We start from the raw sequence: 16,502 nt of genomic DNA on the forward strand, positions 1-16,502 counted from the left end.
GAGAGTGCGTTTGCGGGTTCGTCCGGCGAGCCGGCTCCGCACCCCGATTCAGCATTGTCGTTGGTCGGCCAATTCGCTGCGCTCGTCGATGTTGGCGCGGGTGGCCACCGAAGCCGGAACGATGTTCATATTCGCGGTCGTGAATCCGGCCCGCCAATTCACGACGTTGCTGACCTATCGCTTCGGTGATCGTTCACGCCGGTAGGTGGTTGGGGGAGTTGGGGACCGGGATTTCGAACTGCCAGGGGCCCGAGAGGCCGGGGCGGGCGGCGGCCCGGGTGTGTAGGTGCAGGTAGTCCGCACGGGAGAGGTCGATGGCGCCGAGGGAGGTGAGGTGGCTGGAGGTGACCTGGCAGTCGATGAGCGCGAAATCCCAGGCGGCCAGTTGGGCGCAGAGCCAATACAGCGCGACCTTGGAGGTGTCACGGGCGCGGGAGAACATGGACTCGCCGGCGAAGGAGCGGCCGCATGCGACGCCGTAGAGGCCGCCGACAAGGTCGCCGTCGCGCCATACCTCGACTGAGTGCGCATGACCGAGGTGGTGCAGCCGCAGGTAGGCTGCCAGCATGTCAAAGCCGATCCAGGTTCCGGTCTCCTTGTCACGCGGTCCGGCGCAATTCGACATCACATCGGCGAAGGCGCGATCCATGGTCACCGCGTAGTCGGCATGGGCGACAGATCGGCGATAGGACTTGGTCACCCGCAGGTCGGTCGGCACCAGAATGCTGCGCGGGTCCGGGCTGTACCAGTGGATCGTTTCGCCGGGGTTGTACCAGGGAAAGATGCCCGCGGAATAGGCGTCCAACAGCCGCTCTGGTGACAGATCCCCGCCGAATGCGACCAGTCCGGTCGGATCCGCGAGCTCGACAGGTGGGAAAGGCTGGTCTGGATCGACCAGATACATCCGCATCAGGTCGGTAGCGTCGGTCACCGGACAGACATTACCGACCTGGGCGAACAGCCGCAGGCTGCGACGACGGGACGAACCGTCACACGGGGATCGGTCCGCGGAGTTGGCAACCGTCGAGCGGGAACTTGCCCAGGCGACTCAGTCGATCGATCGGTAATCGGTCGCACCCGGACGTGGAAGCTCTTCTATCTCGGTGTGGTGGTCAGAGGAGTGGGTGGAGCGGAACGTGCCAATCCTGGACCCAACCTGGGGGCTGGAGAAGATGCTGGTGACCAGGTCGGGTGTAGCCGGCTAGCTTTCGTGCCACCTCGGTAACGCACGGAACTCGGGTCGTTCGTCGGGCCGTTTCAGGAAATGTTCGATCCTGGTGCGGCGCGGGCACAGATCGTCATCGAGGAGATGGCGGAACTGCCGGATCCTGGGGGCGCTGGCGACCCGGATCACGACGACGATGTGCCGAACACGGTGGTGTACAAGGGTGTTCGGCTCTACATCAATCCGGATAAGGCTCGGCGTCGCGGAAGTGATGGGACCACCAGGCGAGCGGGGTGAGCACGGTCAGTCGCCGTTTCGACACCCCACGCTGACCGTCTCGGTCAGCGCGGGACGCGGCAGATGAGTGCGTTCCGAACTCTGGCCAAAGTCGCAAGAGGTTCTGCGACTCGTAGGAATAGGCGGTGTAGGCGTTCCATCCGCCGTCAGGCCTTTTGTCGTATCGGTACACGGCCTCGGCCCGTCCGGCCGGACGGGATCGCGCGTATGGCGATCATCTCCCGCGAGGAGGATCCCCAGTCTGTACGCGAGCAGTTGGCATCGCTGAGGTCCTATCCCGCGGCGCTGCCGACCGGCGCGCACCGCAGCGACCGGGGCGTTACCGGTCCCGTACTTTCACGGCTACCGCAGCGCATCGCATCACGGCTAGGCAGGGGAACAAGCCGCGGGTCAGCGTCCTGCCGCACGTCAGCGGGGGAAAGCGCGCTGCCGGTGTGCGGCCAGCTCGTTCAGGCCGAAGCAGGGGGTCGCCGCAACGAGCCGACCGTCGATGACCAGATAGTTCAGGGAGATGTGGTGGCCGCCGAACCGCCAGGCCCAGACACGGTCATGTCCAGGGCGGCCGAAGAGCCGAAGCCAGTACAGGCCGGGTCACGCCCGCGCAGGCGACCCCAGTGGTACCCCATCCCTCGACCTGGTCCAGGACGTTCTCCAGGCCCATCACCGCAGAAACGATGGAGCCGGATCCGATCTACCCTCCCCACAAACGGCTTCCCCCGACGCGGAAACCACACCAGCCGACGAATGAGCAAGACCCCCAATGCGCCTGACAACCTGTAATGGCCGCATACCGCGCTGACCGAACCGGCCGGCCGGGCAGGCGACCACCCGTTGGATGCATCGATTCGAGGCCGACCGAACACACAGCTGCATGACGATGACCGGGCGGCGGGCCCTGCCCGGAGACCGATGGGGCGTTTCGAGGTCGTCGGCAGTCATCTCATAGGGAGAACCACGTCCAGGATCCCGGTCGCCGGCCGGCCCGCGACCTGGGGGTTCGGGCGGAACTTGGGATCGGTAGGTGGCGCGCGCAGCGTCTACTTACCTCATGACATCTTCTCAACCTCCCACGAATCAACCGCAGTCCGCCGGCTTGGACAAGAAGACCAGCGCGATCCTGTCCTACGCACTGGGGTGGCTCACCGGAATCATCTTCCTGTTCGTTGGCAAGAACGACCCCGACGTGAAATTCCATGCCTCGCAATCGATCGTCTTCTTCGGGGCGGTCTCGGTGGTCAATATTGTTCTGAGCATCGTCGGCTCGCTCCTCGGAGTCGCGGGGATCATCTTCAGCCTCGCCGGACTCGTAGTCGGGGTCTTCGCGGTCGTCGTCTGGGTCTTGGCCATGGTCCAGGCGAGCAACACCGGCGGTGTCCGCGCAGCGCTTCCCCTTGTCGGAAAATTCACCGCCCCGTATGCCGATCAGTTGGCCAACTCGGTCAAGTAGCGGCATATTCGAAGTCCGCAGCGGGATTCCGCAACCCTGCCGGTAACCAGATGCGACAGCCCGAAGACCGACGGCCCGAGGCTATCTCGGGCCGTCGGCGTCCGCGCGGAACGTCCGATATTGCCGCGTATCGGGCGGATGCAGCCTACGAACCTGATTCTCATCAGGTGGAGGTTCTTCCAGAAATAGACCCGAACGTAGGCATTCCGAGGCCAGTTGTTACTGCGGTTCGTTGAAGCGAGGTTTCGATCTGAGTGAGCTTGTCCTTGACCCCATCAGCAACCCAACAGCTGATACGGCACCGCACTCTCACCGGTCGCTACCAACCGACCGCAACGAGGCACCCGCAGGGACAGGTCTAGCTCGTCGATTACCGCGCGTATCGCGGTGATCGGTCGGGCGCGTACCAGCCCGGACCGCAGGAGGGGACGACTACGAGCCGAGCTGCTCGCGGACGAATGCCGCCGCCTGGTCCCGGTAGTCGTTGACGAAGTATGCGAAATGCCCAGGACTCAAGGCATTTCCGAACCCGGCGGCCGGATCGCCGCCCTGGCAGACGCGGTCGGCGGCATGGCAGTAGGAGCGCACGCGGTCGGTGAATTCTCCGAGGGCGCCGACGGGCAGCGCGGCGGTGCCCGACAGGGTGGGATCGTAGTTGCCGCGGTTGAAGGGGTCGGCGCCGTTGAACAGCGGACTGCCGAACAGGGCGATTGCGTCGATCTGCGTGGCGGCCTGGTCGGTCAACGCGGTTCGCGTGCGGAGGGTGTTGCCGATGACGCGGGTGCCCTGTGAGTAGCCGAGGAGGACGAGCTGCTGATTCGGGCATTCGGCTGCGGCGGTGTTGACCAGTGCCGTCAGGTTCTCGACGCCGCGCACGGGGCTGTCCGGGGCCATCGAGGCGGGATACTCGAGTTCGGTCACTGTGGTGCTGCGGCCGGATTCCTGGGCGATCCGCCCGGCCAGCGGGGTCAGCAGCAGGCTGCCGCTCTGCGGTTCGAGCGTGCCACGGACGGTGACGACGCGGACCTGGGCGCAGGCGGTGGGACTGGGGGAGGGCTCAGCGGATGCGATCGGGAGAACCGGCAGCGCCATCGCCGCGGCGACGGTCGTGGTAGCGCACAGCAGGATTCGAGATCGTTCACGCATGCGCCCAATGTATTGCGCGCAGTGGCCACGGCGCCAGCTGGTTGATACGAATCATCGACGCTTCCGATGCGCGGGTCGGCTCCGTAGCCGTCGGTCGATCATGGGGACATGCTCGCAGAGAGGCAGTCGCCGGTGGCGTGCCGACGATCGAGTCTGAGTCGGTGCGACCGCAAGTGTGCGAGTCCGCGGGTATGCACAACGATAGGGACATGAATGCTCCTGCGCCCGGGCCTGTTTTCGATGTGATTGCCGTGTTGAACGGCGTGGTGGACCTGCGGTCCTATCCGCGTCGGAACCTGGTCTTGAGCTCGCCTCAGACCGGAGGTTTCGTGTTCGGCTCGGCCGGCTATCAACGTGCGATCTTCGAGCCGGTCGTCCACCTGGTCAACGGCATCGAGCTGCTCGAATCCCAGAGTTGGGAGCTGGTCAGCGTGGTCGAACGGAACATCGAGAACGTCTACTACATGCTGGCCTTCATGCGCCGGGCCTGATGTAGGTCGGGTCCCGGACTGGTAAGACCGTGTATTCAACTGTCGACTTATCTATGCGCAGTGGTTCGTGGTCGGGGATAGCTACCCCGTAGCGTCCCGCAGGTGACTGGGCGGGGTGGCTCGTCAACTGCCTGTCGCCGATGTGGCTGACTTGCTCGCGATATGTCCACCGCCTGGTCTCCGTTCACGGTCTGACTCGACAGGGGTATGACGAGGCCGCCGAGCATGCTAATCATGATCGAGTGGGTCATGTCTCCGCATTCAAGCCCACAAGGTCGAGGTCTGGGTGCCCGAGCTCGGCGGACGCTTCGATCTCGGCCCGCGTCGCGAGCACGAGGCGACCGGTAGGGCGTACGGCTCGCCCTGGGTTCTCCCAGACGCGAAGTTGCCTCTGGGAGATTTCATCCCCGCACTGCCTCCCGGCCTGATTCGAGGGGTTGATCTGGGACGCGTGGTGTAGCTGGTCGGCGTGTCGAAATGTGATCGGCGGCCCGAAGAAGACCCACGCGGAATTCCGGCGAATGACCCCCGGCTATGAGCTAGTGAGGCCCTGTATCTTCTCGAACAGGTTGGCGATTTTCGTCAGCGTGTCGAGATTCAGCAGACCCTCCGGGATGCGGCGGCGCAGGCGGCACCATCGACTCTCGGCCCGCCCCAGATCGGGTTCCGGGTCGTTCAGTGCATCGAGAACGTCGTCGACGTCGGCGGGTTCGGCACCGGCGCCGCCGGTAGCGGTGAGATGTGTTCGCAACGCGGTCAATTCGGCACGCAGTTCGGCCACCGCAGCAATCAGCGCGGATTGTTCGGTCGCACTGTTGATGGACACGGGGCCGGACACGACACCCGTGTTGTCTTTGCCGCTAATATTTCCCGCGACCACCTGCCCGCCGCTGATATGGACGTTGCTGTCGTGCGTATCCCCAGGCATGGCTGGATGCTCCTCTAGTCGAATTCGATTGCCACTCAGATCATTTCGTGGCCAAGGGCGCGGCGGTCGCTGCGGCGGAGGACGAACCGCCGATGGTCCCGGTTCCGACGGTGCCGATATTGTCCGCGCCGCCGATATTGCCCGCGACCACAGTGCAGCCCTCCATGACGGTGGCGTTGTTGATCTGGGTGATCATCGTGTCGAAGGCGTCGGTGGCGATACCTTTGCTCGACAGGAAGCGGTGGATCGCGTCGAGCACCCGGCGCTCCAGGATCTTCAAATACTGGTCGCTGTCGGACTCCTGGAAGAATTGCGGGAAGATTGTGCCCGCTCCGATTTCGCGTACGGTGGCCAGCGCACCGAACGCATTGGCGGCTCGATCAGGGGTGTTGGTACGGCCGCGACCGACTCCATGCGCATCCCGCATCCATCGCGCCATATCGATCACACGAGCGGGAATCGTGGTCGGTAGCAGCGCGAGTTCCCCGAGTGCCTGCCACAGTGCCAGCAGCGCAGGCGAGCGGGGCGGGAAATCGGCGAAATGGTACGTCGGCGCCACGGGCGGCAGCACGAACCCATTCCACTCGACGAAAAGGATCTGTCGCTCGTACCCGATGTGCAGGTATCCGGCGACACCCAACTGCCGCGCCCAACCTTCGAGCCGGAAGCAGCGATAGAAGCGCAGCCACTCCGGTGCGCTGTCGAGCAATTCCTGCCAATACGATTCGGCGAGTTGAGGATTGCGGCCCTGTTCCAATTCCCGTGCGAAGAATTCAGCCTCGCGGTAGTTCAGGACGTGCCCGGCCGACAGAAAAGCGGTATCGCTGATCTCGAGGCCCGCGAACCGCCAGCCCGGTGTGATGTTCGGTGTCTTACGCATGGCGTCGACGTCGCGAGCCACGAAGTTCTGCAGTTCTGCCGCGGCGAACTCCGCCATCGGCGCGTCCGAGTACCCGGCGGGATCGTTCGGACGTAACTCGAATGCCTGCGACCAGGACCGCACCCGCGTCCCGGCGCCGACGAACGGCCGATGGCCGCGGTAGATGATCAGATTGCGGGGAGTAGGGCGATTATCGCGCTGTTCCTGGTCGATGATGCGCTGCAATCGGGTGGCGAACGGACGACAGGCCCAGCTCACGAATTCGCGCGGTGGCCTATCCGGCTGGAAGTGGCCGAAACGGAAGTATCGATCGGCCAAAACCCATGGCCGATAGCGCTGCACGAACAGTACGCAGAACATCCCTACCGTCGTGATCAGCAGGCCGGTGCCGATGCCGATGGCGGAGACCGCCGAGATGCCCCCGGGCTGCTCGGAGTAGAAACCATCGCCGGATTCGTTGCCGAGGCCTCCGAATAGCGCAGCGGTCAGCAGAGACAGCACGGCCGCAGGAATTGCGAACAGCGACGTAAAGATCAAGGACAGCGGCAGCCACAGCAACGCGGTCGGCCACCATGATCCGCGCTCACCGCGCTGTTCTCGCTCGCCGTGCTGTTCGCGCCCGACTGCCGGTGTGCGTGACCGTCGCGCGGCTCGCACGGCCCATGAGCTGATCTTCCAAGCCGAGCCGGACGCGAGCCAGAGGACGACGAGCCCGCCGCTGGCGATGGTGAAGGGCACCAGCAGGGCGACCAGCACCGCGCTGCCGATCCGTCGCGCTGTCCGCGCTGCGACCGCCTCCCGCAGCACGATGTGGGCCCGGACCCCGGGGGACGGCAGGACGACTCGATATGGTTCGGCCAAGCACTCCTCGACCATGGCGTCGGCCAGTTCGGGATCGAGGTGGGCCGCGGAGGCGAGAAGGCGAGTGGCCTCGTCGTCCGGATTGACTGTCGGCGTGCTGGTAGCCGTGTGGCCGATATTATCGGTGACCACGGATGCCCCCTCATGGTTGAAAGTCGTCGCCGCGAAGAGCGGAATTCGACCGGTATCGGTCCGGGGCGCCGACCGGGTGTCAAGTGATCGAGACGCCTCCAAGTGCGCAGCACGGTCTCGTCGAAGTCCCCAGGACGCCGAGCCGGATTCAGCCGGCCGGTCGATAGCGTCGCGTGCAGGTCGCCAAGCTCGAGCGCCCGCCGAATCAGCGGCGAGCCCACCTGATCGCCGAGGTTCTCATACGTGCGGCAACGTTCGTGACACACGTGGATCCAGGCTCACGCAAGCACCGGCGCCTCTACGACGTACGAGCAGCTCGTCGACGATCGCACGCCTGCGCCATCTGGACCACCGCTACTTTTTAGGGTGCTCATCGGTGTCATCGCTTCTTCCCCTATTCTCGACGAACGCCCACAGGCGTCGTCCTGTGCAGCTGTAGCCTGAGCCGACCCCGACACGGGTGCGCCGGACCCGCTGGGCGCATGACCGTCCACCGCTGTTCAAGCCTCGGCCGTAGGAGCCCCGCCATCGGCACTGGGGTCATTCGGCCTCGATGGTGATATTCACGTTTCGGCCGACCTCGATAGTCACCGAGGACGATGCCCGGTAGCCCCATCCGATGGAGGGGTCAACTGATTACTCACTGATCATTTCGCTTGTCAGGGCCGGGAACAACGCGTCGGTCCGTATATCGGAACGCTGTGTGGGCAGCCAACCTGATCCGCCTGGCCGTTCCCTCCTGGCGCGCGGCCGAGGCGCTGCCCGCGGGCTCTGGCGGCGTCCAGGCCTTCATGAGTGCGTCAGTTCGGGCAGGTATTTGTAGACCGTGGAGCGTGAGACCCCGAGGAGCCGGGCCACTGATGAGACGGTCTCCTCGGGGCGGGTGAGGATGGCGCGGGCCTGGCGGATCTGTTCGGCGGTCATGGCCGGCGGGCGGCCGAGGCGTTGGCCGCGGGCGCGGGCGGCGTCGAGGCCTTCGTGGGTGCCTTGGACGATCAGTTCGCGGATGAATTCCGCCAGGGCGGCGAAGACGTGGAAGACCAGGCGCCCGCCGGGGGTGGTGGTGTCGCGGACTTCGTGTAGGGAGCGGAAGCCGATGCCGCGCTTGCGGAGTCCGGCCACGATGGAGATCAGGTCTTGCAGGGAACTCACACCGATCGGACGACGGTTGGCCACGCGCTGTTGACTGCGCTCGCTGAAACGAGCGCAGTCACTGTCGACCCGGATGACGGAAACGGCGCTGCCGCACCGGGGTCGACGGCTCCAACCGTGACCACAACGCATCGGTCACCACCTCGTCAACCACCCGATAGGGTCGGAAACGTTGTGTCGCAGAGCAAACCGACACACCGACTCATTCTGAACTGATCTGTAACTGCGCGGCATTGCTACTAGAACTCAGGTCCAGTCCAGTGCCCAGGGTCGGTCCCTTTGTGGCTCAAATGCTGACCGTCTCGCCGATGACACAGGCGAACGGGGTCGGCTTCGCCGCTGTCGAGGTGTCGACGATCAGCTCGTCGGGCCGGTTCTCGTCGATCAGGGGACGGCTGTCGCTTCCGAGGAGGATGAGATCGCGTCGCTGACGCAGCCATAGGTCATGCTCGCCGGGCTGCGTCTGGAAACCGTTGACATAGAAGATGTTGTAGAAGCCGGGGGCGGGTGCCATCGTGCTGTCTCGCAGCACGATCTTTGTGCCTCGGGTGGCGGGTACGGGCCGCAGAGCAGGTAGTCGGCCACCGCTGCAGCCGGAAAGCCCAGTGCGCCCGCTGAATCCGATATTTCGGCCGAGGTCGCCGGACCGGGCTCGGGCGCACCGACATCAGGCGACGAACACGCGGTGGCGAGCAGTAGCCCGGCGAGGGTCGCGAGCAGGATTCGCATCAGTGAGTGCATCCGACCTCAGTGCGGCGAGCACTATGCCGCAGCGACCAGCAGGACGCCGCTTCGACAGTTGGTTGTCGTGCGTCAGCTCGATGCTGCTGGCAGGCGCGGGAGGCAGGTGCCGTCCGCCGGCTTCAGTACGGGATGGGCTTGTTCTCCTTGGCCCAGACCTGCTCGATATCGCTACCGATCGGTGGCGGGAAGAGCCCGGCGATCATCCAGGTGTCGCGCGCGACCTCGTTGATATTGAATTCGAGGTACAGGCCGCGATCGTGCGTATAGGGGGCCATAAGGGTGTCGAGGCCGCGGGTCATGCGTTTTCGCATTTCCGGGTCGTCGAGTTGACGGGCGAGGTGGTCGATGGTGATGCGCACCGAGGCGGCGGTGGGTTTGCCGCCGACATAGAAGGAGTCGGCGGGCAGTTCGTGGAAGAGGGCTATGGCGTAGAACTCCGGGAGGCCGACACGGGTGTAGTAGGCGGCGATGTCCTGGGCGAAGTTCTGCTTGTCCTCGGGGGTGTAGGTGTTCGCGGGGTGGTAGATGTGCCAGAGCGGCATAGTGAATTCCTTTGGGCGAACCGGTGTCTCAGCGGCGGAGGGGAAGGACGAGGTTTTCGACGGGACCGGACAGGGTGGCCTTCACCTGCCGAGTGAACTCATCGACGAGGACTTCGTTCGCACCCTGTTCCAGGCCATCGGCGAGTGCGGCGGCAACCGTAGCGGGACTGAGCTTCACGGTATCGATGGCCTTGACCATGTCGGTCTCGGCGAAGCCGAGGTGGACACCGACGACCTGGGTGCCCTGCGCAGCCAGTTCGATGCGCAAGGAGTTGGTCAGAGACCACAGGGCGGCCTTCGACGCACCGTAGGCCGCGGCCCCGGAACTCCAGGACAGCACAGAGTGCATATCCACTAGGGCGCCACCACCATTCGCGGCGAGGATGGGAGCGAAAGCCTGGGCGATGCGCAGTGGTCCGAAGACGTTGGTCTCGAATGTTTCGACGACATCGGCCATTTCGGCCTGCAGCAGCGGCGCCGGGCGCAGTACGCCCGCGTTGTTGACGACGATGTTCACATCAGTGGCCCGAGCCGCGACGGCCGCAACCGAATCCGGGTCGGTAACCTCCAATTCGAGCGGGACGATGCGGGAGTCATCGGCCGCGCCGGGCTTGCGGGCTGTGACGTAGATCTTGGCCGCGCCGCGTCCCAGAAATTCCTCGGTGAACGCGCGGCCGAGGCCCCGCTGCCCGCCGGTCACCAGGGCGATAGCGCCTTCGATTCTGGTCATGTCTGCCTTCCTTGTTCGTCCACCTCATAGCTGACTATATAGAACTATAGCCAATACTTCGACGCGGTGACAGGGGGCACGGCGGCAGATGAAGTGCATTCGCCGCCCGCCAACGCACGATCGCCCGCCGGAGGCAGTCCGCGGGCAGATCTCAGCGTTGGTTCGAGCCCAGCTCGAAGAAGCAGTTGTCGACATCGCCGATCCGCCCTGCGCCGGAGCTTAGGAATGGCCTACTCACGGGTGCTGCTAGGTGTTTACTGGCAGGGAGCGGTTCGTCCACTCTGCAACGGCGGTTCGAGGTGTGTATGCCGGTATGGCGACTTCGCGAGTTTCGCGATGATGACCTGGACCAGGCGATTCAGGTCTGGGAGCAGAGCCGTATGGCCACTGCGGATGAGCCGGTGTTCGCGTTGGCGGAGGTGCTGGCGTCTGCGCGGGCGGGACCGCCGGCGGTGGTGGCCGAGGTCGGCGAAGAGATGGTGGGCATGGCGGTCGCGCAGATCCAGGGTGAGCGTGCGTGGGTCTTGCTGGTGGCGCTGGGCGCGCAGTGGCGTCGGCGCGGTATCGGCAGTGCATTGCTGACCGAGTTGGAGAGGCGGCTGCGCTCGAATGGGGTGCGGCGGATCTGCACGCTCGTTCCCGAGGGCGCGACTGGGTCGGTCGCGTTCGAGAATTCCGGCTATCTGCGCAGGACCGGTCTCGTCTACTACGAACTGGTCGAGCCGCTGGCACCGGCGCAGTCCAGTTTGCTGACCGAACTGGGCGGCCGGCTGTTGCCACCCGGATTGTGGCAGTCGATGGCGGGGATGGACCGGGAGAAAGAGATCATCGAACGGCGGATCGTGTTGCCGTTGGCGAACCCGGATGTCGCCGAACGTTATCGGGTTCGGCCACCCAAGAGCGTGATCTTGTTCGGGCCGCCGGGTACCGGGAAGACCAGTTTCGCGAAAGCGGTCGCATCACGGCTGGGCTGGCCGTTCGTGGAGTTGTTCCCGTCTCGGTTGGCCGCAGCGGCCAGTGGTGGTCTCGCAGCATCTTTGCGTGAGGTGTTCGCGGACTTGAGCGACCTCGACGAACTGCTGTTGTTCATTGATGAGGTCGAGGAGATCGCCGGTGCGCGCGAAGGGACCGCGACCAGTCCGGCGCATGGCGTGACGAACGAGTTGCTCAAACTGATTCCGGTATTCCGAGAGGACTACGGCCGGTTGCTGATCTGTGCGACCAATTCGGTGCGTTCCCTGGATTCGGCGTTCCTGCGGCCAGGCCGCTTCGACTACGTAATTCCGGTTGGTCCGCCCGACGAGCCTGCGCGCAAAGCGATCTGGCGGCGCTACCTGGGCCCCGCAGCCGAGACCATCGACCTCGACCACCTGGTGCACGCAACCATTCACTTCACCCCCGCGGACATAGAGTACGCCGCCCGCGCTGGGGCCCAGTCGGCGTTCGAACGCGCGATGCGCGAGGAAACGAGCGAACCCGCCGACCTCGAGGACTACCTTGCCGCCGTCGCCAACACCCGCCTGACACTGACACCGGAGATTTTGACAGCGTTCGAGCAAGACCAGACAAACTACACCCGACTGTGAGACGCGCTCGTCCCGCCACGCTAGCGCCACGCGGCTGAACCTGCTCATTCAGTTACTTCGTGACCTGCGGATTCCCGTCCAGATCGACGTGCCGCGCGCGATAGGAACTCCTCGTTCGGCCGAAGACCGTGCGTAAGCGGCAGCGGCGACTGACCGGGGTGGACGAGATCATGGTGTCGCGACCGCGAAAGGGCTGATCACCGGGGGAGATCTCGGCGCCTGACGGTTATCGGTGTAACACGGTCGAGGTCGGTGCAACGCAGGATCGCCGGTTGAAGCAGCGTTCAACGACGTTGCGGCGGCGATGCATGCGCGGTGAGAAGGCCGTGATGTCGCGAAGTTCGCCTCACTCAGCCCCTACTCCATCGCAAATGGGGAGCGCCGCGGTATCAGTCTCGGAATTGAACTCACCATGCGGCGCAATTACCTCGGATGCGGTGCAAGCGGGTCGTCATGTACGTGCGGTATTGCGGCAAATGTCTCTTCCTTTAGCCGGGCGTATGGCGAAAGCCGAGTAGTGCACTACGTGCGACTTTCGTCCCCGGTCCGGTCAGACTCGGAGCATCCGTTCATATCGTTCTATGCGCTCACCGTGGGAGCGAGGAGAGGACCATGTGTGCGCGTACTCCTGATGTTCTGGAGTCGCCGACCCAGGGACGCGAGGAGCCGTTCGAATACGACCTCTTCGTCTCCTACGCGCACGAGGATCGACCGGTCACTCGCGGGACTCAAAAGGGCTTGACCGATTGCATCGGCCGACAGGTGAGCCACTTGCATGCGCTGCGTGTTTTCCGGGATTCCATCGACTTGATGAGCCAGTCTCTCTCACGGGATCGAAAGATCAGCTGTCGGCGGGGTGGGTTGTGGTCCTTCTCCGATGCGCGATGGCGCAGATACGGCTACGCGAGGTTCTTTCGTGCAGTCGAAGGTTCGAGCGTGGACCGCAGGCAGGTCCGTAGTAGTCGTCACCGCCGCCTTCGGGTAGGCCGCTGCCCGTGTCTCGGCGTTGGCCGAATCCGACACCGAAAGCCACATTTGAGGAGACTTCCATGACCACCAGGCCAGTTCACAGCACATTCTCGATTTCGTCGGGTTTCCGGACTCCGGAGCGGCCCGATCACGACGGCATCGACTTCGCGGCACCGTTCGGCACGCCCATTTTTGCCCCTATCGACGGCATGGTCATCGAAGGTGCGGATCGGCCGCCAGGATCGGTGTCGGGATTCGGCAACTGGGTGTGGCTCGATGCTCAAGACACCCATGGCGTCGATCTGGTCTTCGGACACATGCGCCACGCGAGCATTCTGGTGAAGCGGGGCGATCGTGTCCGGGAAGGCGAGCAGATCGCGAGCGTGGGATCGGAGGGCGAATCCACTGGTCCGCACCTGCATTTCGAGGTGTGGGGACCACCCGGACGTCTCGGCGGAGACCCCAGGAATCCGCAGGATTTCCTTCAGGACGCCGTCGACCCCGGTACGCAGCCTGGCCCCGGAACGGACGGGGGCGCTTCCGATGATTTCCCGCTCCCGCGCGGGTTCTTCTACGGTCCGCTCGAAGGCCCCGATTCGTCCATTTCCGGCCGCCACGGCAGCGAACGCCCTGAGTGGATCGCGGGGCTGCAGCGGTGGCAGCGAGCGCAGGGAGTGCCACAGACCGGCGTCTACGACAAGGCCACCGCCGACGCGGCGCGTGCTGTTCAACTCGCCAACGGGTTGACGCCGGACGGGCTGATCGACCCCGCGACGTGGCGCGCGGGAATCACGGGCCCCGGGACGCGACCAACCGAGCGGCTGCAGCTTGTCGATCACGCGGCGGCACGGCCGGGGGCTCGCGCGGTGAAGGCCGACGGATATCACGGGGCGGTTCGCTATCTGGTGGACTCGCCCGAACGCGGCCTGGTCAACAAAAAGCTCACGCCCGAGGAGGCCGCCGGATATCTCGAGCTCGATATGCCGCTGGTCAGCAACTGGCAGAAGGGCAAGCACGAGACCGCGGATTGGCGCCGGGGCTTCGACGGCGGCGTCGCCGATGCCAAGGCAGCCGACGCGTGGCACAAGCACTGCGGCGGCCCGCCCGAGGCCCCGATCTTCTTCTCGATCGACGACGATCTGTCGCTGTCGGAGTGGAACAGCATGGCCAGCCATTATCTGCGCGGCGCCGCGTCGGTGCTGGGCAAGCAGCGCGTCGGCGCATATTGCAAGTATCTGGCGTGCGACTGGGCGGTCGAGGACGACGTCGTCGGCACCTGCCGTGACGGGAGCGGTAAACGCTACTTGTGGCAGCCGAATACGTGGCTGGGCAGTCGGCCGCTGGGGACGATCTCCGAGCACGCCTGCCTGTTTCAGCGGCTCATCCACCCGCGCGACGACATCAAGGTCGCCGGGATCAACGTCGATGTCAACGACACGCTCACAGAGGATTTCGGGCAATGGCACTACGTCGCCCAGCTTCCCGTCCCGGTACCGGTCGCCGTCGAGCCGATCGTCGTTCGTGCACCTGAGGGCTACGACATCGCTTGGCACGACGGTCCCGGACACCGCTCCGGGCACGGCCCGTACAAGCGGATCTATCTCCATACGACAGAGAATCAAGACTGGATCACTCGCGCGGAAAACGTCGCCGACTGGCAGGCCCGGCAACAGAACGGGTCGTACCACTACATGGTCGACGACAATCACATCATTCAGACCGTCTCCACCAAGAACGCAGCGTGGGGCGTGCCGGTGCGGGGACTGGACGACGACAACCATGTTTCGGTCCAGATAGCCTTGGTCGGCACCTCCGGCGCGATTCCGCGGTGGACCGGCTCGTCGCCCAACGTCGAATCGAACCCGAAGCAACGCCAGGCGTGGCTCGAGCACGACAAGATGCTCGACATGGTGGCCTACACCATCGCCAAGGTGTCGAAGGACCACAACATTCCCATCGAGAGAGTCGATATCGCCGGTGTCGGCAACGACCTGCACGGCGTCTCCAGCCACAACAACTACACGTACGGGTCGGTGAAACTGAAGGGCTTCCAGGACGGCACCCACTGGGATGTTCCCGACACCTTCCCCTACGACGTCGTCCTCGCCGCGGCCAAGCAGTACGCAAGCGTCCCCGACGACCCCGACCGCTTTCCACTCCCGGACGGACACTACTGGGGGCCACTGGAAGGACCGGAAGAGTCGTGGTCGAACCTGTTCGGAAACGAGCCGCAATCGTCGAAGGACGGGCTGAAGCGTTGGCAGGCAGCGCTCGATATTCCGCAGACGAGCGTTTACGACGGCGCCACTCGGGACGCCGCGAAGACGATGCAGCAGGCCAAGGGCTGGCCGATTACCGGCCATGTGTACGCCGGGGAATGGTACGGCGTCATCAAGGACGGCTGGCGACTGCCGACCCCGCAGCCGGCAATGCTCGCCACCGGCGCGCGCAAGATCAAAGATGCGACCGGACCCGGTCACACCGACCGATTCGGAATGGCCGCGACCGATCTCGGGGTGATGACCCGGACACCCTCGGGGAGGATTCTCGCCGTTTTCGGTGACACCTTCCGCGACCCCGAGGTCGGCAGCGCGGACTGGCGTTCGCCCGTGGCGCTGCTCTCGGAGACGACGAACCTGGACGACGGCATCGAGTGGCACGAAGCCGCAGGACCGGATCCGCACTACGCCCGCCAGCTGTGGCCCTACGACCACGCGGGCGGGACCACCGCGCTGCCCTCCGATGTCATCACCATCGGACAGGACATCTTCCTGCACGTCATGATCAACCAAGGCCTCGGCAACGTGGTGCGCACCGAGATCTGGACGTCGTCCGACGACGGCAAGTCCTGGCAGCACTCCGGTGCACAGTTCGACGCCGGCCTCCACGGCGGCTTCGCGCAACTATGGACGTGGGCACGCGACGACGACGGGTGGGTCTACGTCTTCTCGACGGGCTTCCAACGCGACAAGGGCGTCATCCTGCGCCGCGTCCGTGAGGACCAGATCACCGATCCCGGCGCCTATGTCGGTTGGGGTTGGCGTGACGGACAATGGAATTGGGGGAATCCGCCGACACCGGTTCTCGAACGCGAGCCCTCCGCGGAAAAGTTCGGGGAGATGTGCCTCCGCAAGATCGAGAACAAGTGGGCTCTGGTGAACTTCGACGCCTCGACGATAGGGGGCTACGACATCGACCTGCGCATCCTCGACACTCCCACCGACAACCTGTACCTGGTGCCCAAGACCACACCGCTGCGGGGTTCGTCATGGAGTGAACAGGGCGGCGACAAGATCGCGCAACTGTACGGTCCGAGCATCATCCCCGGATCCACCCTCGACGCTGGACTGCACCTGCTGGTGTCGCAATGGAAGACAGCCGACGGATGGCCCTACCGCGCAATGCACTTCAAGATCCCCGTCGGATAGAAGT

13 protein-coding genes and 1 pseudogene are annotated in these 16,502 nt (G+C 64.7%); 5 read left to right on the top strand and 9 right to left on the bottom strand.

Annotation, left to right across the window (positions count from 1 at the left end; all coding sequences use genetic code 11):
• Positions 1 to 193 precede the first annotated feature (193 nt).
• Positions 194 to 931, bottom strand: coding sequence for a leucyl/phenylalanyl-tRNA--protein transferase (aat, locus tag AC3EO7_RS25965; RefSeq protein ID WP_435592616.1), 738 nt, complete (start codon positions 929 to 931; stop codon positions 194 to 196).
• A 939-nt stretch (positions 932 to 1,870) separates the two neighbouring features.
• Positions 1,871 to 2,047 (bottom strand): DUF3500 domain-containing protein, encoded by a 177-nt coding sequence (locus AC3EO7_RS25970; protein WP_435592704.1) that lies wholly within the window; start codon positions 2,045 to 2,047, stop codon positions 1,871 to 1,873.
• Between the two features lie 463 nt (positions 2,048 to 2,510).
• Between AC3EO7_RS25970 and AC3EO7_RS25975 the strand changes: the two genes are divergently transcribed.
• A complete protein-coding gene (locus AC3EO7_RS25975) occupies positions 2,511 to 2,909 on the top strand; it encodes a DUF4870 domain-containing protein (RefSeq protein WP_435592617.1) in 399 nt (132 codons plus the stop codon).
• Positions 2,910 to 3,341: 432 nt separating this feature from the next.
• Here AC3EO7_RS25975 and AC3EO7_RS25980 read toward each other — a convergent pair whose 3' ends face one another.
• Positions 3,342 to 4,055, bottom strand: a complete 714-nt coding sequence (locus AC3EO7_RS25980; protein WP_431972645.1) for a cutinase family protein — start codon at positions 4,053 to 4,055, stop codon at positions 3,342 to 3,344.
• A 209-nt stretch (positions 4,056 to 4,264) separates the two neighbouring features.
• Between AC3EO7_RS25980 and AC3EO7_RS25985 the strand changes: the two genes are divergently transcribed.
• The gene (locus tag AC3EO7_RS25985; RefSeq protein ID WP_435592618.1) at positions 4,265 to 4,546 is read left to right on the top strand and encodes a hypothetical protein; all 282 of its coding nucleotides are present in this window, start codon (positions 4,265 to 4,267) and stop codon (positions 4,544 to 4,546) included.
• Positions 4,547 to 5,078: 532 nt separating this feature from the next.
• On the opposite strand, the gene AC3EO7_RS25990 is transcribed toward AC3EO7_RS25985, so the two are convergent.
• The 6 genes from AC3EO7_RS25990 to AC3EO7_RS26015 form a co-directional block, all read right to left on the bottom strand.
• Complete coding sequence (locus AC3EO7_RS25990; RefSeq protein ID WP_435592619.1) at positions 5,079 to 5,474, bottom strand: hypothetical protein; 396 nt, start codon at positions 5,472 to 5,474, stop codon at positions 5,079 to 5,081.
• Between the two features lie 40 nt (positions 5,475 to 5,514).
• Positions 5,515 to 7,347, bottom strand: coding sequence for an ABC transporter permease family protein (locus AC3EO7_RS25995; protein ID WP_435592620.1), 1,833 nt, complete (start codon positions 7,345 to 7,347; stop codon positions 5,515 to 5,517).
• Positions 7,348 to 8,136: 789 nt separating this feature from the next.
• Positions 8,137 to 8,499 carry a recombinase family protein gene (locus tag AC3EO7_RS26000; protein ID WP_435592621.1) on the bottom strand — a complete coding sequence of 121 codons (363 nt, stop codon included), beginning with the start codon at positions 8,497 to 8,499 and terminating at the stop codon, positions 8,137 to 8,139.
• Positions 8,500 to 8,785: 286 nt separating this feature from the next.
• Positions 8,786 to 9,013, bottom strand: a complete 228-nt coding sequence (locus tag AC3EO7_RS26005) for a hypothetical protein (protein ID WP_435592622.1) — start codon at positions 9,011 to 9,013, stop codon at positions 8,786 to 8,788.
• 349 nt (positions 9,014 to 9,362) lie between these two features.
• Complete coding sequence (locus AC3EO7_RS26010; RefSeq protein ID WP_431972638.1) at positions 9,363 to 9,785, bottom strand: tautomerase family protein; 423 nt, start codon at positions 9,783 to 9,785, stop codon at positions 9,363 to 9,365.
• 28 nt (positions 9,786 to 9,813) lie between these two features.
• A complete protein-coding gene (locus AC3EO7_RS26015) occupies positions 9,814 to 10,515 on the bottom strand; it encodes an SDR family oxidoreductase (protein ID WP_435592623.1) in 702 nt (233 codons plus the stop codon).
• A gap of 281 nt (positions 10,516 to 10,796) precedes the next feature.
• Between AC3EO7_RS26015 and AC3EO7_RS26020 the strand changes: the two genes are divergently transcribed.
• The 3 genes and pseudogenes from AC3EO7_RS26020 to AC3EO7_RS26030 all read left to right on the top strand — a co-directional run bounded on the left by AC3EO7_RS26020 (position 10,797) and on the right by AC3EO7_RS26030 (position 16,498).
• Positions 10,797 to 12,101, top strand: a complete 1,305-nt coding sequence (locus AC3EO7_RS26020) for an ATP-binding protein (RefSeq protein WP_431972657.1) — start codon at positions 10,797 to 10,799, stop codon at positions 12,099 to 12,101.
• A 73-nt stretch (positions 12,102 to 12,174) separates the two neighbouring features.
• A pseudogene (locus tag AC3EO7_RS26025) lies at positions 12,175 to 12,295 on the top strand (transposase); the annotation flags it as partial.
• Between the two features lie 855 nt (positions 12,296 to 13,150).
• On the top strand, positions 13,151 to 16,498 hold the full coding sequence (locus tag AC3EO7_RS26030; RefSeq protein WP_435592625.1) for a DUF4185 domain-containing protein: 3,348 nt from the start codon (positions 13,151 to 13,153) through the stop codon (positions 16,496 to 16,498).
• The last annotated feature ends 4 nt before the right edge of the window (positions 16,499 to 16,502 follow it).

It is taken from the genome of Nocardia sp. bgisy118, assembly GCF_057708605.1.